The organism is Aulosira sp. FACHB-615 (genome assembly GCF_014698045.1).
GTDB lineage: Bacteria > Cyanobacteriota > Cyanobacteriia > Cyanobacteriales > Nostocaceae > Nostoc_B.
This window is the reverse complement of record NZ_JACJSE010000013.1, coordinates 135,978-159,887: the sequence shown is the minus strand read 5'-3', so window position 1 is coordinate 159,887 and position 23,910 is coordinate 135,978. Positions and strand designations below refer to the sequence as shown.

The following is a 23,910-nucleotide window of genomic DNA, read 5'->3' as shown; positions in this document are numbered from 1 at the left end:
AATTAAAAACTGTCTATGTCCTATGTCTGCTTATTCAATTGATACTGCTTTGGCGGAATTAGAAGCCCAGATCAACAGTTGTGAAAAAACTTTGATTCGGTATATAGAGGAAAAAAAGATGACGACAGACAAACCAATGTCGATTAACAAACTTAACAGACAACTGCAACAAAATCCTATAGCTATTGTGGGCATGGCTTCGTTATTTGCGAAAGCCAGAAATTTGCGGGAATATTGGCAAAATATCATTAACAAAATCGATTGTATTACTGATGTTCCGCCCTCTCACTGGAGCGTAGAAGATTATTACGACCCCAACCCCAGAACCCCAGAAGATAAAACTTATTGTAAACGCGGTGGCTTTATTCCAGAGGTTGATTTTAACCCGATGGAATTTGGGATTCCGCCCAGCATTTTAGAAGTAACTGATGTTTCGCAATTACTCAGTTTGGTAGTTGCAAAAGAAGCAATGGAAGATTCTGGCTATGGTGAATCTCGTGAGTTTAGCCGCGAAACAACTGGGGTAGTTCTCGGTGTGGCGATGGCTAAACAGTTGGGAATGCCACTGGCTGCACGCTTAGAATATCCGATATGGGAAAAGGTTCTTAAAAGCAGTGGTTTGTCTGACGAAGATACCAAAAAAATCGTTGACAAAATTAAAGCCGCTTACGTCAAGTGGGATGAAAACGCTTTCCCTGGTATGCTGGCTAACGTTGTGGCTGGACGCATCGCCAACCGCTTGAACTTCGGCGGAATTAACTGTGTAGTTGACGCGGCTTGTGCTAGTTCCTTCGGTGCATTGAAATTAGCTATCAGCGAACTAGTCGAACATCGTGCTGATATGATGCTGACTGGTGGTGTAGATACAGACAACACCATCATGGCTTACATCTCCTTCAGCAAAACCCCGGCGGTTTCTCCCAGTGAAAGTGTTAAACCATTCGATGCGAAATCTGATGGGATGATGCTGGGTGAAGGTATCGGGATGATTGTTCTCAAGCGTCTAGAAGATGCGGAACGAGACAACGATAAAATCTACGCCGTAATTAAAGGCATCGGTACTTCCAGCGATGGCCGCTACAAGAGTATTTATGCACCCCGCAAAGAAGGGCAAGTAACAGCCTTACGCCGCGCTTACGAAGATGCTGGTTTTTCTCCGGCTACCGTCGGTCTGATGGAAGCCCACGGTACGGGGACAATGGCTGGAGACCCAACTGAGTTCGGTTCTTTAAGAGACTTCTTTGGGGTACACGACCAGAAAAAGCAGCACATCGCTTTAGGTAGTGTGAAATCCCAAATCGGACACACCAAAGCGGCTGCGGGTGCGGCAAGTTTAATTAAAACTGCTTTGGCACTGCATCACAAAATTTTACCGCCAACCATTAATATTACTGAGCCGAACCCCAAACTCGACATTAACAACTCGGCATTTTATCTCAATACTGAAACCAGACCTTGGATACGGGCGGAAGGCGACGCGCCAAGACGTGCGGGTGTGAGTTCCTTCGGATTTGGTGGGACAAACTACCACGTAGTTTTAGAAGAATACGAAGCGGGACAAAATAAACCTTACCGCATACACAGCACACCCCAAGAAATTCTGCTGTTTGCGCCTAACCCAGCGCAACTACTCAGCAAGTGTGAAGCAGATTTATGGAAGTTGCAATCAGAAGGCGGCGACAGACACTTTTCTCAGTTGGTGCAAGATAGTCAATCACTAGAAATTCCCCAAACTGCGGCGAGAGTTGGTTTTGTTGCTGAAAACCTACAAGAAGCTTGCAAGTTGCTGCAAATCAGCATTGACTGGTTGAAACTCAAAGGTGCAGCCGCATCTTGGGAACATCCCCAAGGTATTTACTACCGCGCCTCTGGGATGGAATTAGGCGGTAAAGTTGTCGCCCTGTTCTCTGGTCAAGGTTCCCAATACCTAGAAATGGGTCGGGAATTGGTGATGAACTTCCCTGAGATGCAACGGTTACATGGTTACATGGATAGCTTGTTGCTAAAAGATAACTTGCAGCCTCTCTCAGAAATTGTCTTCCCGCGCCCGACATTTGAAGAAGCAGAGAAAAATGCTCAAGTTGCAGCACTTCAACGCACAGAATACGCGCAACCTGCAATTGGTGTCTTTAGTGCTGGGTTGTATTCCATCCTGCAAAAAGCTGGGTTTAAGTCTGATTTCGTTGCCGGACATAGCTTTGGTGAACTAACAGCATTGTGGGCTGCGGGTGTATTAAGTGAAGCAGATTACTTGTTCTTAGTGAAAGCTAGGGGTCAAGCGATGGCTGCACCAGAAGACCCAGACCACGACGCTGGTACGATGTTGGCTGTCAAAGAAGACATCAACAAAATTGAACCTATACTCAAGCAGTTCCCGCAAGTATCCATTGCTAACTTTAATTCTCCGACTCAGGTAGTGTTGGCCGGGCCGACCGCAGAAATCGCTAAAGTGCGTCAGACTTTGCAAGAACAGGGATATGCGGCTGTACCGTTGCCTGTTTCCGCAGCCTTTCATACTTCACTGATTGCTTTTGCCCAGAAGTCCTTTGCGATCGCTACAAAATCAGTCAAATTCAATACCGCAACAACTCCAGTTTTCAGCAATGTTACTGGCAAGCCTTATCCCCAAGACCCCACGGGAATGCAGCGCATCCTGGAAACTCACCTGGCAAGTTCGGTGCTGTTTAAACAGGAAATTGAGAATATTTACGCGGCTGGCGGTGCTTGCTTTGTGGAATTCGGGCCGAAAAGGATTCTGACTAACTTAGTTAAGGATATTTTAGGCGATCGCCCTCATATTACCATCGCCTTGAATCCTAGCACTCAGAAGAACAGCGATCGTTCTCTGCGGGAAGCAGCAGTACAAATGCGCGTCATTGGGATGCAGTTGAAGAATCTTGACCCTTATCAAGTTCAACCTGTATTACCTGCTGAGAAGAAGAAAACTTTGAGTGTGCGTCTCAATGGGATTAACTACGTTTCGGAGAAAACTAGAAACGGTTTTAAGGAAGCGTTGGAGAGTGGACATAAGGTTTCGTTACAAAGTGCTGAGTTGAAAGTGCTGAGTGCTGAGTTGAAAGACCAGTTACAAGAGATTCCGCCCACAAGTGAAGAAAAGACTGAGAATTCTTCACCAGAATCAACACTCAGCACTCACACTTCGACTTCGCTCAGTGTACAGCACTCAGCACTCAGCACTCAGCACTCAGCACTCAATATGAAACTAGCCCAGGAAACTGATATGCCAACACCTGAAAACTTGGTAAATTACCAGCGAATGCTAGAAAGCTTAGAGTATCTGCTGACTCAATTCCAAAAGAATCAATCTGATAACTTACAAACTCACGGTCAGTATCTCAATCATCAGATGGAATATACCAAAGCATTCTTCCAACTGATGCAGCAGCAAAACGCTTTGTTCGCTAACGCCAAGTCTTCCCAAGAGGTAGCGCAACTGAAGCTAGTGGTGATGGAAGGTGTCGAACGCAGTATGATGCAGTTTCACGCCCAACAAGGTGAAACTCTCCGCATCCATGAACAATATCTTCTGGAACAGGTAGAATACGCCAAAAATTTCTTCAATCTCATTCAGCAACAATATTCACAGTTGATTGCTGGTGGTGTTGCAGTTGAACCAACCTCTGTCAGTGATGCACCTGTACCTGCAACCACCAAAATTGTTGCACCCGCTCCAGTAGTTGAGCCTGTAGCGAAAAATGGCAATGGTAACGGTAATGGTCACAAACCTGTTGAAACACCAGTTGCACCAGCACCCCAGCCTGTAGCAGTTGCGCCTGCGCCTGTAATTGAAACACCAGTCGCACCAGCACCTCAGCCTGTAGCGGTTGCATCTGCGCCTCAGCCTGTTGCTTTCACGCCCACACCTGTAGTTGAAACACCTGCACCAGTTGTTCCAATTCCTACGCCTCAGCCTGTAGCTGTAGTTAGCGCACCTGTTATAGCTGCACCTGCTGTTGATGTCTCTGACTTAGACAAAAACCTGCTGGCTATTATCAGCGATAAAACTGGCTACCCAGTCGAAATGCTCGAATTAGAGATGGATATGGAAGCCGACTTGGGTATTGACTCCATCAAACGAGTTGAAATCTTGGGTGGATTACAAGAAATGTATCCTAACTTACCCAAGCCCAACTTAGAAGAACTAGCAGAAAAACGCAGCATCGGCGACATCATTAAATATCTGCAATCTAATGCTTCTGGAAGTGCTAATGTCGGAGTTGCAGTGTTACCCGCACCAGTCGCACCAGAAATGCCAGTTGCGCCTGTAGTAACTGCACCTGAACCAGTAGTAATTGCTGAGACTCCAGTTGTCGAAACAGTAGAAGATACCACTGATTACGCAGATATCGCCCAAACACTTCTAGCCATCACCAGCGATAAAACTGGCTACCCAGTCGAGATGCTGGAACTGGAAATGGACATGGAAGCGGACTTAGGTATCGACTCTATCAAACGGGTAGAAATTCTGGGAGCAATGCAAGAAACGTACCCCAACCTACCCAAACCCAACGTCGAAGACTTAGGTGACTTGCGAACCATCGGTCAAATAGTTGAGTATCTGCAACGCCTAGTTGCGGGTGAAAAAAAAAAGCCTGATTCTAACTGGGACTTCCAGCCAGTCCAAGTAATCGAAAACGTTGCGCGTCGTCCCGCGCAACTAAAAATCCTCCCACTACCAGACAGCTTAGAGTTCAGTTTGCCAGAGGGACACATCTGCTTAATCACAGATGATGGCTCCCTCACCACCTCCCACCTAGTCCAAACCCTGTGCGATCGCGGTTGGAAAGTAGTAGTATTAAGCTTCCCCCAAGCCATCATCGCTCAACAAGCACCCTTACCTGCTGGTGTAGAACGTATCACCCTCGCAGATATGAGTGAAGAATTACTCCAACACAAATTATCCGCGATCGCAACTAATATTGGTACAATTGGCAGCTTCATTCACATCCATCCCCAGGCTGTAGAACAAGACAAAGCCATAGTTAAGCATATCTTCTTTGTAGCGAAATACTTGAAGAAAGCTCTTACCGAAACCGCCAATTACACCCGCAGTTCCTTCTTAACAGTCGTGCGCTTAGATGGAGCATTTGGGTTAGAGCATAACACCAATTATGGAGCGATCGCAGGTGGTTTATTTGGACTTACTAAAACTCTAAGATGGGAATGGCCAAAAGTATTTGCTCGCTCCATTGATTTGAGTCCGGCGATAGATGCACAAAAATCGGCTGAACATATTATTGGCGAACTGTGCGACTCGAATCTTTATATCAATGAAGTGGGTTACGGTTCCCAAGGGCGAGTTACGTTGAAGGCTTCCATTAAGTAATGCCTCACGCAAAGGCGCAAAGGCGCAAAGAAAAACTCTTCTTCTCCGCGTCCTCTGCGCCTTGGCGGTTCGTTTAAATAAATTCTCAAATTCAAACAAATATGACAACAGCAACTCAGGTTCGTTCCTCATCAGTATTTCTCGTCAGTGGTGGTGCGAAAGGAATCACCTCCCTCTGCGTTAAAAAACTTGCACAACAACAACCTTGTACATTTATTCTGCTCGGTCGTTCCGAAATATTAGAAAACGAACCAGACTTCGCCAAAGATTGTTTTGAAGATGCTGCATTAAAAAAACGCATCATGGAAAATCTGCTCGCTCAAGGTGAGAAACCTACACCCATGAGTGTGCAGAAAATATATAACAAAATTGCTTCCAGTCGAGAAATTAAGCAGACGATAGCAGAAATTCAAGCAACAGGCGCAAAGGTTGAATATCTGAGTGCTGATGTGACAAATGTTGCTGAACTACAACAAAAACTAGCAGCCACAGTTGCACGTACCGGAGCGATTACTGGCATTATTCACGGTGCTGGTAACTTAGCCGATAAATTAATCGAAAAGAAAACTGACCAAGACTTTGAAAAAGTTTATACAGCCAAAGTTCAAGGCTTAGAAAATTTACTGAATTGCGTTAATCCCAATCAACTAGAACAATTAGTATTGTTCTCCTCCGTAACTGGATTTTACGGGAATATTGGGCAATCTGATTATGCGATCGCTAACGAAATTCTCAACAAATCAGCCCATCTATTCAAACAAAAGCATCCCAATTGTCACGTAGTTGCTATCAACTGGGGCGGTTGGGATAGCGGGATGGTCACACCAGAACTCAAAAAAGCCTTCGCCGAACGGGGAATTGATATTATCCCCATTGATATCGGCGCACAAATGTTAGTCAATGAACTGCATCCAGCACACCATGACTCCACCCAAGTAGTTATCGGTAGCCCCACAATTCGCCCACCCGCACCCTTAGATGCAGAACTTAAAAGCTACCGCATTCGTCGCCGCATCGTATTAGAAGCAAATCCCTTCTTATATGATCATGTTATTGCTGGTTCTCCCGTATTACCAGCAACCTGCGCCATGTCTTGGATGATTAACGCTTGTGAAGAATTGCATCCAGGTTATCGCTATTTAAGTTGTAAAGAATTCAAAGTTCTCAAAGGAATTACCTTCGCTAACTCCAACATCAGCGAACACATTCTCGAAGTTCAAGAACTCGCCAAAAGCGAATCGGAATTTGTCGAATTACAAACCACAATCTTAAGTAAAACACCAGAAGGCAAAACCCATTATCACTTCCGCGCCAATATTAAAATCGTGCGGAAAATGCCAGAAGCACCAGTTTACGAATCAGTAAACCTCAGCGAAGATAACATCATCACCACCACTGGTAAAGACTTTTATCAAAAAGATAGCTCCTCATTATTCCACGGCCCAGCATTCCAAAAAATCACCAGAGTTATTAACATTACCCCCGAAAAAATCACCACCGAATGCTATTGGGCATCAATCTCACCCCAAACGCAAGGGCAATTTCCTATCAATTGGCATAACCCATACTGTAATGATTTAAGCACACAACCATTATGGGTTTGGCTAAACCATTTCCATCAAGAAATATGCTTACCAGGACAACTCACCCACTCCGAACAATTCCGCGCCTTACCTTGCGATGAAATCTTCTACGTTTCTTGCGAAGTTAAAGCAAAAACAGCAACAGGCGTAACCTCTGACTATTACATCCACGACCGCGAAGGTAAAATTTACTCCCGCATCCTCGGAGCCAAAGCAGTAATTTGGCCTATGAGAATGATGAATAAATAACCGCAGATAAACGCAGATAAACGCCGATAACCCTCCGCGCCCCTCTGCGTTTAAAATAGTAATATCTCTTTGCGCCTTTGCGCCTTTGCGCGAAACAAATTTCCACTCCGGGGAACAACGTAAATCCAAAAGCCCACCCCAACGAGGACAACAACAGTGGAAAAAATAGCCATCATCGGTATATCCTGCCTATTTCCCGACGCAAATAATCCCGAACAATTTTGGCAGAATATCACCGAACAAAAAAACTCAACCTCAGAAGTTACACTTGCCGAAATTGGCGTTGATCCCACAATATTTTACGATACTGCTAAAGGCAAACCGGAAAAAATTTACTTCCTCCAAGGTGGATTTATTCGCAACTTTCAATTCGACCCCAGCGAATATAATTTACCGCCAACCTTAGTAAATAGCTTAGATAACACCTTTAAATGGTCACTCTACGCAGCTAAACAAGCAGTGCAACATAGTGGCTATTTAGGTAATCAAAAAGCCCTCGCCAAATGCGGCGTAATTTTAGGAACCCTTGCCCTACCGACAAAACTTTCCAATCAATTATTATCCCCCATTTATCGTCGCACAATTGATGGTGCGATCGCGCAACTTCTCCAAGACCAAGATTTCCATTTAGCAGCCATCCCCCCAACCAGCAAACCATCATCCTACAACGCGATGATCTCCGGCTTACCCGCCGCCCTCATCGCTCAATCTCTCTCATTATCAGGCACTCATTTCTGTATAGATGCAGCTTGTTCCTCAGCCTTTTACTCCATCAAACTAGCATCACACTATTTACAGACACACAAAGCTGATTTGATGTTAGCTGGTGCTATTAGTTGCTCCGATCCTCTATTCTTACGAATGCTCTTTTCTGGTATTCAAGGATATCCAGAAAACGGAATTAGCCGTCCCCTAGATAAAGCATCACGCGGTTTAGTAACCTCCGAAGGTATCGGTATGGTAGTTCTCAAACGCTACAGTGATGCTGTCAGAGATGGCGATAATATCCTCGCTACTGTTTGCGGTAATGGACTCTCCAACGATGGTAGAGGCAAACACCTACTCAGCCCTAACGCCAAAGGACAAATCCTCGCTTACGAACGAGCTTATCAAGAAGCCCAACTTAGCCCCAAAGACATTGATTATCTAGAGTGTCACGCTACAGGCACACTCTTAGGCGATACCACCGAATGTAATTCTGTAGAAAGCTTTTTCGGTAAACACCAAGCATCACCATTAATAGGTTCTGCTAAATCAAATGTTGGTCATTTGTTAGTAGGTGCTGGAATGGTTGGCTTAACCAAAGCAATTTACAGCCTGAATCATGGTGTAATTCCACCCACCATTAATATTGATGAACCCATCGGTGCAGAAAATACTGTTATTTCTCCTAAAAACATTGTTAAAACAACAACACCTTGGCCTAATAATAATTCGACTAAACGTGTAGCTTTAAGCGCCTTTGGGTTTGGTGGAACTAACTCTCACATCATTTTGGAAAAAACCGCGAAGGACACAAAGGACACAAAGAAATAAGAGTTTTAGAGATTTCTAGATAAGTTTATAAAATTACCTATTGTCTCTCTAACTCTGTGTTCTCCCGAAGTTTGCTCAACGCGGGGAACCCGCGCACGCAACTTCTCTCTGTGTCTCTGTGGTTCGTTATTCCCTCTTTCCTTCGCGCTCTTTGCGTCCTTTGCGGTTCGTTATAAACTCTGTTTAGGTACTCAATAATGACCCAAGATAATAAAAACAAAATTGCCATTATTGGCATGGATGCCTTCTTCGGAGAATGCCATAACTTAGACGCTTTTGAACGCAGTATTTATGACGGTAAACAACACTTCATACCTCTACCCGAAAAAAGATGGTATGGCATTAACGAACAAAAAGACTTACTCCAAGACTACGGTTTAGCTGAAGGTAAACCCCCAGTCGGAGCATATATCAAAGACTTTGAAATTGATACTTTAGCCTATAAAATTCCTCCCAACGAAGTCGAAAAACTTAACCCCCAACAACTATTACTGTTGAAGGTTGCAGAACGCGCTATCAAAGATGCAAACCTACCAGAAGGTGGTAATGTTGCAGTAATTATTGCTGCTGAAACAGAGTTATCTGTCCACCAGCTACAGCAAAGATGGGATTTGTCTTGGCAAGTCAAAGATGGTTTGAATGCGGCGGAAATTACTTTACCACCAGAAAAGATTGCTCAATTAGAAACCATCGTTAAAGATAGCGTTCACCAACAAGTAGAGATTGGTGAATACCTAAGCTACATCGCTAACATCATGGCGAGTCGTATTTCTTCACTGTGGAACTTTACCGGGCCTGCTTTCACCCTCACGGCTGTAGAAACTTCGGTTTTTAGAGCTTTAGAAGTAGCGCAAATGCTATTGATGACTGGCGAAGCAGACGCAGCCATTGTTGGTGCTGTTGACTTGGCTGGTGGTGTAGAGAATGTATTGTTACGCAATCAAACCGCCAAGATTAACACTGGTGTCAATACGTTGAGTTATGACCAAAAAGCCAACGGTTGGAATGTGGGTGAAGGCGCGGGTGTAGTGGTTCTCAAACGCTACGATGTGGCGCAAGAGAATGGCGATCGCATTTATGCCACTATTGATGCTATCAGTATCGGACAATCTCTGGTCAATTCAGCTAACGAAGCCTTTCAGAGTGCAGGTGTACAACCCTCTCAGGTGAAATATGTAGAGGTTTGCGCTAGTGGTATTCCCCAAGAAGACGAAACGGAAATTACAGGTTTATTGCAAGCATACCCATCAGTAGGTCATGGTTTGCACTCTGCTATTGGTAGCGTCAAAGCCAATATCGGACACACTCAAGTAGCTTCGGGAATTGCCAGCTTAATCAAAACAGCGTTGTGTCTTTACTATCGCTATATTCCTGCTACTCCTAACTGGTCAGGTGTGAAAGCACCACAACAATGGGAAGGAAGTCCTTTTTATGTGGCTACAGAATCTCGCCCTTGGTTCTTGGGTAAAGACTCTGACCGTCGGATAGCAGCAATTAACGGTCTGGGTTGTGATGGTACTTTTGCTCATGTGATTATCTCAGAAGACCCCACCCAAGAAGACCGCCCTAGCCGATATTTGGAACAAATGCCATATCATTTGTTTCCGATAACTGCTAACGACAGGGATAGTATTTTTGCGGCTCTAGATAGTCTGCAAAAGAGCATTGAAACTAGTTCTTCTTTATCAGACTGTGCTAGTCAAGCCTTTGCTGCATACAAAGCCAACCCCCAGGCGCAATACGCCATCGCCATTAACGGACGGAACAAAAAAGAACTCCTCAAAGAAATTGAGTCAGCGCGTAAAGGTGTCAAAACGGCGTTTGAAAAAGGCACAGACTGGCAAACACCTATCGGTAGTTATTTCACACCGAAACCTCTTGGAAAGCATGGCGAAATTGCCTATGTGTATCCGGCTGCTGTGAACTCTTATGTCGGTATGGGTCGGAATCTCTTCCGCCTGTTCCCCAGAATCTTCAACGACTACATGGTGAAGAGTCTAAATAAGCGGGTAGCGGATGTAGAACTAAGAGTATTTCCCAGAAGTTTGAGTAAGTTATCCCTCAGACAGCTAGAGACTCTAGAAAAGCAATTGCTAGATGATTCTTTAGCAATGTTTGAAGCAGAAATGTTCTTTACCAGACTGCTTACCACGGTTATTTGTGATGACTTTCAACTCAAGCCGAAGTACGTATTTGGCTACAGCTTGGGTGAAACGAGCATGATGGTAGCCCAAGGAGTTTGGAATGATTTTTTCCAAGGTAGTAACTCCTTCAACTCCTCGGCGTTATTTGGAAATAGGTTATCAGGCCCAAAAAATGCGGTGCGCGAGTTTTGGGGTTTGCCAAACACAGATAATTCAGACAAGAACTTTTGGGGTAACTTCGTTTTGATGGCGAGTCCTGAACAGGTACAAGAAGCCATCAAGAACGAGCCACAAGTTTATCTCACGCAAATTAATACACCGGAAGAAGTGTTAATTGCTGGTGAACCTGCGGCTTGTAAGCGAGTCATTGCCGCCTTGGGATGTAACTCTTTTACGGCTCCTTTTGATCACGTTATCCACTGTGAAACGATGCGATCGGAGTATGGAGAGTTAGTTAAATTAAATACTTTGCCATCCCAGAATCTAGCAGGTGTTACCTTCTATTCTGCGGCTGAATATCAGCCTATTGTACTGGAGAGTGGTGCGATCGCTCGCAGCATCGCCACCGGACTTTGCCAACAATTAGACTTTCCGCGCCTAGTTAACCGCCTCCACGACGACGGTGCGAGAATCTTCATCGAAGCTGGTGCGGGTGGTGTATGTTCCCGTTGGATTGATAAAATTCTCGAAGACAAAGACCACATCACCGTATCCCTCAACCGCCGGGGGATGGATGACCATACTACCATTGTCAAAGCACTAGCAAAACTTCTCAGCCATCGCGTAGCTGTAGATTTATCACCACTCTACAACCTCACACCTGCGCCCAAACAAAATAAAGCTACACTACGCACTGTGACAGTCGGTGGTGAATCAATAACCGCCAGTATTTTGACTGAAGAAAACCGCAAACTTTTCCAAGATTTGCCAGGGAAAGCTAAAGGTATTCAATCTGAAAATCTGCATTCAAATATACCATTACCCGATGAAATTGATATCATCAAATCCCTGCAAGATACACATAAAATCTTAGGCGGTGAAATTTTGACGCAAAATGCAGAAGTTTCAATGAAAAATATCATTGAACACGGTTTTACAGCAGCAGAAAAAGTAGAATCTTCTGAGTTAATCGCCACACCGACACAAGCATCTGCTACCAATCAAGATTTAAATACCCTAATCAGAATGCTGGAGTTAAATACCTCTCACTGTCAAAAGCTGAATGCTAATAATGCTCGGATAACTCAAGCACATACAGCTTTTTTACAAGCACGGCAAGATTTTAGTCAGCAGATGCGTGAAATTATTCAATTGCAATTAGTTTGCGCGGAAGATTTGCTCAAAGAATAAGCTTGAATGCACGTTACCTCATGGTTTAAGGATAAAGATTTAACACACTTTATTCTTAGACCTTTCCTAAATTTAAAAAGTTCACGCAGAGGCGCAGAGACGCAGAGGAAAAGAGTATTAGATAAAACCATATATCACTCAAAATATTTCTCACACTCTCCGCGCCTCCGCGTCTCTGCGTGAGATAAAAAAACCAGATTAACAATCCGAGGGATAACTACTGTGACGACCTTCGATATGCCACTCAGCACCCAAGATAATGGCTTAAGATTCTCCGCCTATACCTACAATCATAATCTTGTTTGGAAAGGCAATTTAGAAACAATATCCTTTGAACAGCAAGCCATCAAAAATAAATTACTGCTATTAGATAAACCTTGCTATCTTGTCAAAATTGCAGGTAAAATCGGCATTACAAATGAAGGATATTTATATCCTGCTGATAATAACACAACTTCCCAATTAGAATTAATCGCTTCTCTTGCGCCAATTTCTCTACAACAGTTAGGCGACCCTAGTTTTCTCGCTTGCTATGGCGTGAAATATGCCTATATGACTGGCGCAATGGCTGGCGGTATCGCTTCCGAAGAAATGGTGATTGCTTTAGGAAAAGAGAAAATTTTAGGTTCTTTTGGTGCAGGTGGTTTACCTCCCGAAAGAATAGAATCAGCAATTCAACAAATTCAACAAGCTTTACCAAATGGCCCCTATGCTTTTAATTTAATTCACAGTCCTAATGATATGGCGATTGAACGTCGGGCTGTGGATTTATATTTAAAATATGGGGTGAAGGTGGTAGAGGCTTCAGCATTTTTAGATTTAACACCCAACATTGTTTATTATCGACTGGCTGGGTTAAGTTTAAATGATGCCAATCAAATCATCATTAAAAATAAGGTCATCGCTAAAATTTCTCGCCGCGAAGTTGCGAGTAAATTTATGCAGCCAGCCCCAACTAAAATTGTCAAAGAATTAGTTGAACAAGGATTAATTACTGGGTTACAAGCAAAATTGGCAGAACAAGTACCAATGGCCGATGATATTACTGTGGAAGCTGATTCTGGCGGACATACTGATAACCGTCCGTTGATTTGTTTGCTTCCTTCACTCATAGCTTTAAAGGATGAAATTCAAACTAAATATCATTATTCCCAACCAATTAGAGTTGGTGCAGCCGGGGGAATTGCGACCCCAGAATCAACCTTAGCAGCTTTTATGATGGGTGCTGCTTATGTAGTTACTGGTTCAATCAATCAAGCTTGTGTTGAATCTGGTGCTTGTGAGCATACTAAAAAACTATTAGCACAAGCAGAAATGGCTGATGTAACTATGGCTCCCGCAGGCGATATGTTTGAAATGGGTGTGAAAGTACAAGTGCTAAAACGGGGTACGATGTTCCCGATGCGAGCGCAAAAATTGTACGAATTGTACCGCACTTATAACTCAATTGAAGAAATCCCGGCGGCAGAAAAAGAGAAGTTAGAAAAACAAGTTTTTCGGAAAACTATTGCTGAGGCTTGGGAAGGAACGGCTGCTTATTTATCACAGAAAAATCCTGAAAAATTGGGTAAAGCTGTGAATAATCCTAAGTTGAAGATGGCTTTGATTTTCCGTTGGTATTTAGGCTTATCTTCTCGTTGGTCTACTGCTGGTGAAAAAGGTCGAGAAGTTGATTATCAAATTTGGTGCGGCCCGGCGATGGGTGGTTTTAATGACTGGGTGCGCGGTTCTTATTTAGCTGAACCTCAAAATCGCTCAGTTGTGGATGTTGCTGACCAGATTATGCAGGGTGCAGCATTTTTATATCGCATCCAAAATTTAAAAATTCAAGGTTTGCAAATACCCGATTACTACACTCAGTATCGTCCCGAAGTTTGTCAATAATTGGAAGAGGTAACAATGTCTTATAGTGCAGCAGATATTCAAGCGTGGATGGTGTCTAACCTCGCTGAGTTAGTAGGTGTAGAAACTGACGAAATTGATATCCACGAAAATCTCGAAAACTACGGTTTAGACTCAGCACAAGCAATGACTCTAGTAAGTAAATTAGAGGAATTACTGGGTTTTCAACCATCTCCTTTGTTGTTGTGGCATTATCCCAATATTGCATCTTTATCAGAGCGTTTAGCTGAGGAATTAGTCGAACAATCTGATGTACAAGATACAGGAATTATCAAACAAAGCAGTGGGAATCATGCTACTGACATCCCTACTCTCGATTTACAAGCTGAAGTAGTCCTCGACCCCACAATTAATCCTGGCGGTGCTGTTTACACACCTATCGACAAACCCAAGAAAATCTTCTTGACAGGTTCCACTGGCTTTTTAGGCGCGTTCATCATCCGGGAACTGCTAGAACAAACCGACGCAGAATTGTATTGCTTGGTACGCGCCAGCAGCCTCCAAGACGGTAAAAACAAGCTGCAAAAGAACCTGGAACAGTATGGAATTGGTCAGGATGAGTTAGATCCTCGCATTATTCCTGTAATTGGTGATTTGTCTCAACCAATGTTAGGCCTTGGCGCAGAACTATTCCAAGCGTTAGCAACCAACATTGACACCATCTATCACAGTGCTGCTTTGTTGAACTACGTTTATCCTTACTCAGCACTGAAAACTGCTAACGTTTTAGGTACGCAAGAAATATTGCGCTTGGCTTGTCAAATCAAGGTCAAGCCGGTACATTACGTTTCCAGTGTGGCTGTATTTGAATCACCTTATTACGCGGGTAAGGTGGTGAAGGAAGATGATGATTTTAGCCACTGGGAAGGTATTTTCCTCGGTTACTCTCAAACCAAATGGGTGGCTGAGAAGTTGGTGAAAATTGCCAGCGATCGCGGTTTACCTGTTACAATCCACAGACCACCATTAATCGCTGGAGATAGCAACACAGGTATCGGTAACACCCACGACTTTATCAACTTAATGGTCAAGGGTTGTCTGCAAATGGGTAGCTTCCCAGATGTAGAATATATGTTGGATATGTCTCCTGTAGACTATGTAAGTAAAGCGATCGTCTATCTGTCAATGCAACCAGAATCGATAGGTAAAGCTTTCCACTTACAACATCCCAACCCAGTTTCTTTAAAATTCTTAGTTGAGTGGGTGAGTTCTTTCGGTTATCCCGTGCAAATTCTCCCTTACGATGAATGGCAAGCAGAGTTGATTAAAAATGCTGCTTCACCAGATAATCCTTTATATACCTTGCGCCCATTCTTGTTAGAACGCTGGTCTGAAGAACAAGTCACAATTCCTGATTTGTATCTGCAAACAAGAAGACCCACAATTAGCTGTGAAGCAACAGTGAAGGCATTAGAGGGTAGTGGAATTTCCTGTCCACCAATCGATTCTAAGTTGTTTATGACCTACACAGCTTATTTAATCGAAAGCGGCTTCTTGAGTGTCGCTTTGTAATATTTTGCTTGTTATGTATCGCAATATTACATTTGTTTATGTTGGCTATTTGCAGTTAAAAACATATTTTTAACAATCAACTAGCCTTGTGAATAAATGTAATAAATAGCCACATAACTGCTAAATAATTAGTTAAAAATACAAAACCCAGTTGTTTATCTAACTGGGTTTTTGGTTTATTATGCTATATCAGGAATATTGCTGTTTATCATCAAGTCAATTTACATCAAATCTTAATATTAAGGATATTATTTCTTAAAATTTTTGCTCACAAGAAATTTATATTTTTTAGTTTTGATTTATATATGTACTTTTATTTTACAAATTACAATAAAAACTCAGTATTCATTTTATGTTTTCAGCAACACGGCAGTATGTTGAACATTTTTATATAAAGATTGGATAAAAATTGAATTGTTAAATTTAGTCTAGATAAGCTTTAGATGAACTTATTTTAAATTGGTTTGATTTTTGAAGTTGCAAATACTGAAATTGAGTATTTGTATCAAAAGCAGTTAGATTACTGATGTAAACCAAAGTAGTCAAAAACTACATTAATGTCACTATTAAACCTGACACACTTTGGTATTAATTCTGAAGTAATCTAGCTGATGGAAATCTTCTCTGAAACTTTTTTTAAGCAAGCTTTTGACTTTGCCGAATTAGAACAGACAATAGCGTCTACTATCCGTCTGGTTGCACATAATCCGGTTGCTTTGTATGTATTCTGGCAACATTATACTTGTTTCAATGGCTACACATCCTCAGTAATTTCTCGGCTTGCGAGTTCAATTGCGATGTCTCGTTATTTATTTACTGATCCAGAAATTGCGGTGATTGAAGAAGCAGATCGCGGCTTTCAAATTTCTGCTGAGATTATGATTGCTGCGTCTGATGAAGGAGCTTATGGTATCACCCATCGAGAATTGGCTCAATTACTGTTAAAGACAGTAGGAGACTATGCAGGAATTTCCGTCGAGGAACGTAACCAACTTTCTCAGACTCCAGTTTGGCTGGACGACATTGTGCAAGCTGTCATAGCTGGCTACCAAGGAACTCCCGGCGATGCTGTTTCCTTGATTCGTTCTCTGGGATTTCATACGGCTTCCGAAATGTTGGGCGATCGCGAGTATGCACTATTGGATATGATTATCCGCTATGAAAATCAAGGCGTAGGATTTGACCGCTACCTCAAAGAGAAAACTACTCCCGTCGCCATTCGGGGTCATCGTTATGATCCTTGGTGTTATGTTGTCATCCACGGTAAACATGAAGGTTCCGGCGCAGAAGCCAGACACTTTGACCATGTTTTACAAGCCTTGAATATGGTAGTTCAGTATCGGCCTGAGTCAGAGCAGCAAATTATGGAGTGGGTGCTTGAAGGTTATCAAGCATTTACAGAGTTACAGCAGCGTTTATTTAGAGAAATTTATCGGGAATGTCTGCAAGTGCTAGAACCTCTAGAGACAGGTAATTTAGTTTCTGTATAACTTGCTGGCGATCGCTCCAGGGTGCATATACTCACTCTTGACGTTGATGTAGAAATTTTCTCAACTTGCATCTACTACTTATTCATCACAAATCATGTTTCATTGGCAAGAAGTCATTGGTATAGTCGCCGGGTTTCTCTCACTTTTAGGCTTTTTACCCTACATATTTAGCATCTATCAAAGAAAAACTCGACCTAACAGAGTTACTTGGTGGATTTGGACAGTTGTCGGGTTCATTCTTTGTTTTAGCTACTACTCCTCTGGTGCGGTTAATACAATCTGGGTTCCGGTGTGTTCTGCAATTGGTCATTTGACGATTGCTATTCTTGGGATTAAATATGGTGAAGGTGGTTGGAATCGTTTTGACCGATGGTGTCTATTAACTGCTGGTCTTAGTCTGATCCTTTGGTGGCGTTTTAGCTCTCCTAGTATTGCTCTCATGATCAATATCTGCATTGATTTTTTAGGAGCTTTACCAACCATCAGAAAATCCTACTATCAACCACATACAGAAGATATTTTCACATGGTCTATATTTCTGTTGGCGCATACACTCAATCTGTTTGCCCTTAAAAATTGGTCTTTTAACCTCTCAGTTTATCCACTGTATTTATTTGGCTCAACTTTCACTATATTTCTCTTACTTTCCCGTACTCAAATCCATAGTCAAGTGAATTTGTATAAACGACGCAGAAGTATAAAAATCTAGAAGAATAAGACACTTTTGTTTTAATTAACCAAACATTTTCCTACTTCATATAGCCAACCATAAAGATTTTCAGCAAAACCTAAAATCAGATATATAATTCATATTTGATTTTTATTTTTTCTGCCCATTGACTGACGACACTAGTATATTCTGTAATCAACCTAGATTCTTCTATGTCATCTAAGCTGCTCTCTAGAAAAATTCCTCAAGACGGCAAATCTCAAAAAATTTCATTACGTTTGATTCTGGTTGTGCCTTTTGTACTGCAAGTGATTACAGCTGTAGGACTAACAGGATATCTGTCATTACGCAATGGTCAAAAAGCTGTAAACGAATTAGCAAGTCGATTACTAACTGAAGTCAGTGGACGCATAGACCAACATTTAGATAGTTATATGCTTGTTCCGCAAAAAGTAGTTATACTCACTTCCGATGTAATTGAGATGGGCTTATTAGATTTGCAAGACAAACAGCAACTGGGAAAATTTTTCTGGAGACGGCTGAAATCATTTAATATTGGCTATATACTTTTAGGTTTCCAAACAGGTGATTACATTGCAACTGGCTATCTTTTTGGTGATCATCGCATTACTATTGATGAATTAGCTCCTAACAATTATCAAGGTAGTAATCATTTATATAGTTGGTCAACTGATAATCAAGGAAACCGAATTAAAATTGTTCAAGATAATGGAGAATTTATTGCTAAAAATGAAGGTTGGTATGCAGAAGCAGCCAACCAAGGTAAACCAACTTGGAGTCCCGTTTATAACTGGTTAGTTCCACCTTTTAACTTATCGATTGCCGCTAGTCATCCTATTTATGACTCGAAGAAAAAACTGCTTGGTGTCATTGCGGCTGAACAACGTCTTTCCCAAATTAGTGATTTCTTAGGTCAGTTGAAAGTTAGCCAAACTGGTAGAACTTTTATTATTGAACATAATGGTCTATTAATTGCTAGTTCAAGTGATGAACAACCCTTCAGCCTTCAAAATCAAAAACCGCAACGCCTATTAGCATCCAAGAGTAAAGATCCACTCATCAAAGCCACTGCTAACTATTTGACGACACATTTTGGCAGTTTTGAGAAAATTAGTGATTCTCAGCAAATGGATTTTTTACTCCAGGGTCAACGCCAGTTTGTCCAGATTACTCCTTGGCGCGATGAATGGGGACTTGATTGGTTAATGGTGGTTGTGGTTCCTGAAGAGGATTTCATGGCGCAAATTAATGCTAATACTCATACAACGATTCTGTTGTGTTTATTAGCTTTAGGTTTAGCAATTATTCTTGGGGTTTATACATCTGAATGGATTACGCAACCAATTCTGCAATTAAGTCAAGCTTCAGAAGCGATCGCCAATGGTAAACTAGACCAAAAAGTTCAGGAATCTCAAGTTGAAGAACTGCAAATTTTAGCACAATCTTTTAATATGATGGCTACTCAGCTACGCGAGTCTTTTAATGCTTTATCTAAAACCAATGAAGAACTAGAAATTCGAGTTGAAAATCGCACCAAAGAACTCAGGGAAGCAAAAGAAAGTGCTGATAGTGCCAATAAAGCCAAAAGCGAATTTCTCGCTAATATGAGCCATGAGCTACGTACACCCCTAAATGGAATTCTCGGTTATGCTCAAATTTTACAAGGTTCCAAAAATCTCACAGCAAAAGAAATAAAAGGCATCAATATTATTCATCAATGTGCTTCTCATCTATTAACTTTAATTAATGATATCCTTGACCTTTCTAAAATTGAGGCGAGAAAATTAGAACTACAGCCGACACAATTTAATTTTCTTTCCTTTCTCCAAGCCGTTGCTGAAATCTGTCTGATTAAAGCCGAACAAAAAGGAATTGAATTTGTCTATCAATTCGATGAACATCTGCCAATCGCTATCGAAGCAGATGAAAAACGTTTACGGCAAGTTCTGATTAATTTGTTAAGTAATGCTATAAAATTTACCGAGACTGGCAAAGTAATTTTTAAAGTAGAAGTTATTTTTCCTGGACATCAATTTTCCCAAGATGATATAAATATACCACCAACAACCACTTATAAAATTCGCTTCCAAATAGAAGATACTGGTATAGGAATTAAATCTGAAGAACTAGAGAAAATATTTTTACCTTTTGAGCAAGCAGGTAGTATTAAAAAACAATCAGAAGGTACAGGCTTAGGTTTGGCAATTAGTCATAAAATTCTCTCGATCATGGGCGGTGATTTAAAAGTTAAAAGTGTAATGAGTCAGGGAAGTATATTTTGGTTTGATTTAAAAATAGCCAAAGCTCAAGAATGGATTGATATATCTCAAAGTTACCAAAGCCGAAAAATCATTGGTTATAAAGGAGAGAAAAAGAAAATATTAATAGTGGATAATGTTGCGGAAAATCGCTCTGTATTTGTTAGTTTATTAGAAGTATTTGGTTTTGAATTAGTAGAAGCAGAAAATGGTCAAACTGCTTTAGCACAAGCCACAGAATTTAAACCAAACTTAATTATTACAGGTGCTTGTATGCCGGTAATGGATGGATATCAGATGTTATCTAATTTACGAGAATCTTTAGAATGGCAAAATTTGAAGGTGATAGTTTCTTCAGCTAGTGTCTTTGATGATGATAAACAAAAAAGCTTTGATGCAGGTGCAGATGACTTTTTAGCTAAACCTGTCCAACTGCCTGAACTACTCAATCAATTAGAGAAACATTTACGCTTGGAATGGATTTATGAAGAAAAAACTGTCGAGGCGATCGCACCTGTTAATATAATCGGATCTCACAAACAAAATGAATCTGAAATTATTCCGCCACCTCTAGTAGAATTGAATTATTTAAAGGAATTAGCTCTAAAAGGTCGGATAAAAGCTATTTCTAAACATTTAGAAAATATAGAGAAAATGGATGAACGTTATATTGCTTTTGTGCAGTATGTGAATCATCTAGCTCAAGGGTTCCAAGTTAAGGAAATTAGAGAGTTTCTCGAAAGAATATCGCAAATAAATTATTAATAAAAATTCCTCACTCCATCAAAATTTGAATAAGTATCAGGGGAAGAATTGTGCAGACTCAAGAAACCAATTTAATTTTAATTGTAGATGATACGCCTACCAACTTAGAAGTACTTTCGGAAGCTTTGACTGACGCTGGTTTTGAAGTTGCAGTCGCCACCAGTGGAGAAAGTGCTATTGAACAAATTGAATATGATCCACCAGACCTAATCTTATTAGATGTGATGATGCCGGGGATTGATGGATTTGAAACATGCTACCGACTCAAGCAAAATCCACAGACAAAAGATATTCCTGTCATTTTTATGACTGCTTTGAGCGATACGGTAGATAAGGTGAAAGGCCTTTCTTTAGGTGCTGTTGATTATATTACCAAGCCATTTCAGCAAGCAGAAGTGTTGGCGCGGGTTCAAATCCATGTGAATTTGCGAAACTTGAATTCAGCACTAGCAGAGAAAAATTTCCGTCTCCAACAAGAAATCCAAGAAAGGGCGATCGCCGAAGCAGCTTTACAGAAATTAACTCAAGAATTAGAACAAAGGGTATTGGAACGTACCCAAAAACTTACTGACGCACTTTGCACCTTAGAAAAAGCTCAAGTTCAGCTGGTGCAGTCAGAAAAGTTAGCCACTCTAGGTCAACTAGTAGCGGGTATAGCCCATGAAATTAATAACCCCGTGAACTTTATCCACGCCAATCTTTACTATGTCAGTCGCTATACCCAGAACTTGCTGGAATTAGTGGCACTTTATCAAAAGCAATTACCTGGCGCTACCCCGGAGATTAAAGCCAAAGCTAAAGACATAGACTTAGAATATTTGCTAGAAGACTTACCAAAAATTCTTTCTTCAATGGAAGTTGGGACTGAGAGAATTTGTGACATTATTAAATCTTTGCGTAGCTTCTCCCGCCACGATGAAGCAGAAGTCAAAGTGGTAAACATTCATGAGGGTATAGATAGTACACTCATGATTCTCAAGCGACACCTAGACGGAAAACCAGGACAGCCAAACATTAAAGTAGTCAAAGAATATGGCAACCTGCCCAAAGTAGAGTGCTATCCCGGCAAAATGAATCAGGTGTTTATGAATATTTTGAGTAATGCCATTGATGCTTTAACAGAAGCGATGGAACATTATCCGAGTTATGTACCATCACCGATGATTCGGATTCATACCGAGGTGGTAGACAGCGATCGCATTATTATTAGAATTGCTGACAATGGTCTAGGAATACCAGAACATATTCAACAACGAATTTTCGACCCTTTCTTTACAACCAAACCTGCGGGTAAGGGTACAGGGTTGGGAATGTCAATTAGTCATCAAATTATCACTGAACTACATTATGGCAGTTTGCGCTGTATTTCCCATCCAGAGCAAGGAGCAGAATTTATAGTGGAAATACCCATTCAACAGCCACAAGTTTGTCATACAGGCTTAGTTAAGCAAAAAGTTGTCGGTTCTGCCGTACCTGTGATGTTGAACTTTTAGTCAATGATTAGGTTAGGAAACGTTAGAGTCTTTGTAGATTTTAGTTTTAGTCTAGATTTTTACTCAGCGATTCAATATAAAATCTAAAATTCACTATTGCAAAATTACAATGGCAGACCTAACTCCTAATTCCAGTTTTAGTTTGACTCTGCGGTTGCAAATTCCCAACCGCGTCGGGATGTTAGCATCGGTGACACAGGCGATCGCAACCAGTGGTGGTAATCTGGGGCAAATAGATTTAATTGAACAAACCCGTCAAGAATCTACGCGCGATATTACCGTAGATGCAGCTAGTACAGAACATGCTGAAACCATTGTCCAAGCAATCAAAGAACTACCAAACATTAAGGTGATCGATGTTTACGATCGCACCTTTAATTTACACCGTGGTGGCAAAATTAGCATCACTAGCCGTATTGCCTTAAGAAGTGTTTCTGATTTAGCAATGGCTTATACTCCTGGTGTGGGGCGGATTTGTAAAGCGATCGCCGCCAACCCAGAAGAAGTTTACAATCTGACAATTAAACAAAATACTGTCGCCATTGTTACCGATGGTAGTGCAGTTTTGGGCTTGGGTAATCTCGGCCCGGCGGCGGCTTTACCTGTGATGGAAGGCAAAGCTATGCTATTTAAGGAATTTGCTGGTATCGATGCTTTTCCTATTTGTCTAGCTACCCAAAGTACCGATGAGATTGTTCAGGCGGTGAAGCAAATTGCGCCTGTGTTTGGCGGGGTGAACTTAGAAGATATTGCTGCGCCCCGTTGTTTTGAAATTGAACAAAGATTGCGTCAGGAATTAGATATCCCAGTATTCCATGATGACCAACATGGCACAGCGATTGTCACTTTAGCAGCATTATATAACGCGCTGAAATTAGTTAACAAATCAATGGCAGATATCCGCATTGTAATTAATGGTGCGGGCGCTGCGGGTGTGGCGATCGCGCGGTTACTGCGGAAAGCTGGGGCGCAAACCATTTTGATGTGTGACTCTAAAGGTATTCTTTCTGTTCACCGCACTGACTTGACAGAAGAAAAACAAGAATTTGCCGTCAAAGCCCAAGGAACATTAGCCGGCGCAATGCAAGGTGCAGATGTCTTTATTGGTGTTAGCGCCCCTGGCGTATTAACCCCAGAAATGGTGCAAGCAATGGCGAAAGATCCCATTGTGTTTGCCATGGCCAATCCCATTCCTGAAATTCAGCCAGAATTAGTGAGCAAAACTGTGGCGGTAATGGCGACAGGACGCAGTGATTACCCCAATCAAATTAACAATGTGTTGGCTTTTCCGGGAGTCTTCCGGGGTGCTTTAGATTGTCGTGCTAAAGAAATTACAACCACAATGTACTTAGAAGCGGCCAGTGCGATCGCTTCTTTAGTCAACCCCAGCGATTTGAGTCCTGAACATATTATTCCTTCTGTGTTTGATACCCGTGTCGCCCCGGCTGTGGCGGCGGCTGTACAAAGGGCAGCACGTCAAGAAGGTATTGCCAAGAGTTGAGTATAATTCTTGTGGGATAGGCAGCTTGCCTATCTCCCAGAAATCGGAAACAAGAGGGGAACAAATTAACCGCCGATGTACGCAGATAC

Annotated in this window: 11 protein-coding genes; all 11 read left to right on the top strand. The window is 41.8% G+C overall.

Going from position 1 to position 23,910, the window contains the following annotated elements; genetic code table 11:
* Positions 1–22 precede the first annotated feature (22 nt).
* The 11 genes from H6G77_RS20680 (at position 23) to H6G77_RS20630 (ending at position 23,821) form a co-directional block, all read left to right on the top strand.
* A complete protein-coding gene (locus tag H6G77_RS20680) occupies positions 23–5,347 on the top strand; it encodes a type I polyketide synthase (protein WP_190872600.1) in 5,325 nt (1,774 codons plus the stop codon).
* Between the two features lie 101 nt (positions 5,348–5,448).
* The gene (locus H6G77_RS20675) at positions 5,449–7,179 is read left to right on the top strand and encodes an SDR family NAD(P)-dependent oxidoreductase (RefSeq protein ID WP_190872599.1); all 1,731 of its coding nucleotides are present in this window, start codon (positions 5,449–5,451) and stop codon (positions 7,177–7,179) included.
* Positions 7,180–7,335: 156 nt separating this feature from the next.
* On the top strand, positions 7,336–8,715 hold the full coding sequence (locus H6G77_RS20670) for a polyketide synthase (RefSeq protein WP_190872598.1): 1,380 nt from the start codon (positions 7,336–7,338) through the stop codon (positions 8,713–8,715).
* A 197-nt stretch (positions 8,716–8,912) separates the two neighbouring features.
* Complete coding sequence (locus tag H6G77_RS20665) at positions 8,913–12,209, top strand: type I polyketide synthase (RefSeq protein WP_190872597.1); 3,297 nt, start codon at positions 8,913–8,915, stop codon at positions 12,207–12,209.
* A gap of 237 nt (positions 12,210–12,446) precedes the next feature.
* The gene (locus H6G77_RS20660) at positions 12,447–14,093 is read left to right on the top strand and encodes a PfaD family polyunsaturated fatty acid/polyketide biosynthesis protein (RefSeq protein WP_199331582.1); all 1,647 of its coding nucleotides are present in this window, start codon (positions 12,447–12,449) and stop codon (positions 14,091–14,093) included.
* Positions 14,094–14,108: 15 nt separating this feature from the next.
* Positions 14,109–15,623: a thioester reductase domain-containing protein gene (locus tag H6G77_RS20655; RefSeq protein WP_190592289.1), complete on the top strand. Its 1,515-nt coding sequence runs from the start codon at positions 14,109–14,111 to the stop codon at positions 15,621–15,623.
* 611 nt (positions 15,624–16,234) lie between these two features.
* The gene (locus H6G77_RS20650) at positions 16,235–17,113 is read left to right on the top strand and encodes a hypothetical protein (protein ID WP_190592290.1); all 879 of its coding nucleotides are present in this window, start codon (positions 16,235–16,237) and stop codon (positions 17,111–17,113) included.
* Between the two features lie 94 nt (positions 17,114–17,207).
* Positions 17,208–17,822 carry a hypothetical protein gene (locus tag H6G77_RS20645; protein ID WP_190592291.1) on the top strand — a complete coding sequence of 205 codons (615 nt, stop codon included), beginning with the start codon at positions 17,208–17,210 and terminating at the stop codon, positions 17,820–17,822.
* A 173-nt stretch (positions 17,823–17,995) separates the two neighbouring features.
* Positions 17,996–20,827, top strand: coding sequence for a hybrid sensor histidine kinase/response regulator (locus H6G77_RS20640; RefSeq protein WP_190592292.1), 2,832 nt, complete (start codon positions 17,996–17,998; stop codon positions 20,825–20,827).
* A gap of 50 nt (positions 20,828–20,877) precedes the next feature.
* Positions 20,878–22,320: a response regulator gene (locus H6G77_RS20635; protein WP_190592293.1), complete on the top strand. Its 1,443-nt coding sequence runs from the start codon at positions 20,878–20,880 to the stop codon at positions 22,318–22,320.
* 109 nt (positions 22,321–22,429) lie between these two features.
* On the top strand, positions 22,430–23,821 hold the full coding sequence (locus H6G77_RS20630; protein ID WP_190592294.1) for a malic enzyme-like NAD(P)-binding protein: 1,392 nt from the start codon (positions 22,430–22,432) through the stop codon (positions 23,819–23,821).
* Positions 23,822–23,910: the final 89 nt, after the last annotated feature.

Excerpts from the sequence above, each read along its gene's own strand:
- H6G77_RS20680 (WP_190872600.1), top strand. The coding sequence starts at position 23 with ATGTCTGCTTATTCAATTGATACTGCTTTGGCGGAATTAGAAGCCCAG.
- H6G77_RS20675 (WP_190872599.1), top strand. The coding sequence starts at position 5,449 with ATGACAACAGCAACTCAGGTTCGTTCCTCATCAGTATTTCTCGTCAGT.
- H6G77_RS20665 (WP_190872597.1), top strand. The coding sequence starts at position 8,913 with ATGACCCAAGATAATAAAAACAAAATTGCCATTATTGGCATGGATGCC.
- H6G77_RS20660 (WP_199331582.1), top strand. The coding sequence starts at position 12,447 with ATGCCACTCAGCACCCAAGATAATGGCTTAAGATTCTCCGCCTATACC.
- H6G77_RS20655 (WP_190592289.1), top strand. The coding sequence starts at position 14,109 with ATGTCTTATAGTGCAGCAGATATTCAAGCGTGGATGGTGTCTAACCTC.
- H6G77_RS20650 (WP_190592290.1), top strand. The coding sequence starts at position 16,235 with ATGGAAATCTTCTCTGAAACTTTTTTTAAGCAAGCTTTTGACTTTGCC.
- H6G77_RS20645 (WP_190592291.1), top strand. The coding sequence starts at position 17,208 with ATGTTTCATTGGCAAGAAGTCATTGGTATAGTCGCCGGGTTTCTCTCA.
- H6G77_RS20640 (WP_190592292.1), top strand. The coding sequence starts at position 17,996 with ATGTCATCTAAGCTGCTCTCTAGAAAAATTCCTCAAGACGGCAAATCT.
- H6G77_RS20630 (WP_190592294.1), top strand. The coding sequence starts at position 22,430 with ATGGCAGACCTAACTCCTAATTCCAGTTTTAGTTTGACTCTGCGGTTG.